The sequence below is a fragment of the Aneurinibacillus aneurinilyticus ATCC 12856 genome (genome assembly GCF_000466385.1).
Classification (GTDB): Bacteria; Bacillota; Bacilli; order Aneurinibacillales; family Aneurinibacillaceae; genus Aneurinibacillus; species Aneurinibacillus aneurinilyticus.
In genome coordinates, this window is record NZ_KE952803.1 from 1 (window position 1) to 956 (window position 956).

1 protein-coding gene is annotated in these 956 nt (G+C 41.3%); it reads left to right on the top strand.

All coding sequences use genetic code 11. The features are described 5' to 3' along the window. Nucleotides 1-105: 105 nt before the first annotated feature. Nucleotides 106-852, top strand: a complete 747-nt coding sequence (locus HMPREF0083_RS13630) for a prepilin peptidase (protein ID WP_021622030.1) — start codon at nt 106-108, stop codon at nt 850-852. The last annotated feature ends 104 nt before the right edge of the window (nt 853-956 follow it).

A 956-nucleotide genomic window follows, 5' to 3' on the forward strand; every position in this document is an offset into this window, starting at 1 on the left:
TTTCGGTGAAAATTGCTATTTTGCAAAACGCTCAATATATTTAATTATAGAGAGGAAAGCCTTTTTCTATCTTTTAAGCTAGTTTAAAAATGAAGGGTAGTAATCATGATTATATTATTCTTTCTCTTCGGCATCATCTTTGGTTCTTTCTTCAACGTCGTCGGTCTGCGTATCCCGGAGAAACAATCCATCATCGCTCCGCCTTCGCATTGTCCGAAATGCGGAAAACAGCTTGCGCCGATTGACTTAATACCGGTGCTTTCCTACTTGTTCATACACGGAAAATGCCGTCAATGCAAAGCGGGTATTTCTCCCGTATATCCGATTATGGAATTCATAACCGGGTCTCTTTTTGCAGCTATGTATTACATATACGGCTTCACAGCGGAAATGTGGATGACGCTACTGTTCGCCTCCTTATTAGTCATTATTACTGTCTCTGATTTGGCGTACCGTATTATTCCAGACAAAGTGTTATTGCCGTTCTTCATTACGTTTCTTATTGCACGCTTCTTTATTCATCCACACGAGAGCTACCTATCACATCTTATCGGTATGGTGCTTGGTTTTAGTATCTTTTTTGGGATTGCTCTTATTTCCCGGGGAGGAATGGGGGGCGGGGACATTAAGCTGTTTACTGTCGTTGGTTTGTTTTTAGGCTATCCTCTTCTTTTTGTGACCATTCTTTTTTCTACGTTTCTAGGAACATTGTATGGTATTCTAGTAATGATAATTCATGGATCGGGACGAAAGACTGAGGTGCCATTTGGCCCGTTCATTGCGGTAGCCGCCATGTTAGCTGTATATAAGGGATATGATATTATCTCCTGGTATTTTAATCGTTTCTTCTAAATTACACTTGATATTTTGACAGGGTAGCGTGGTTGGAGGTAGAAGGCTCGGAAAAAAGAAGAGGTTGGCTGCGCCACACGCTCCACACAAGAAAAACAAAGGGG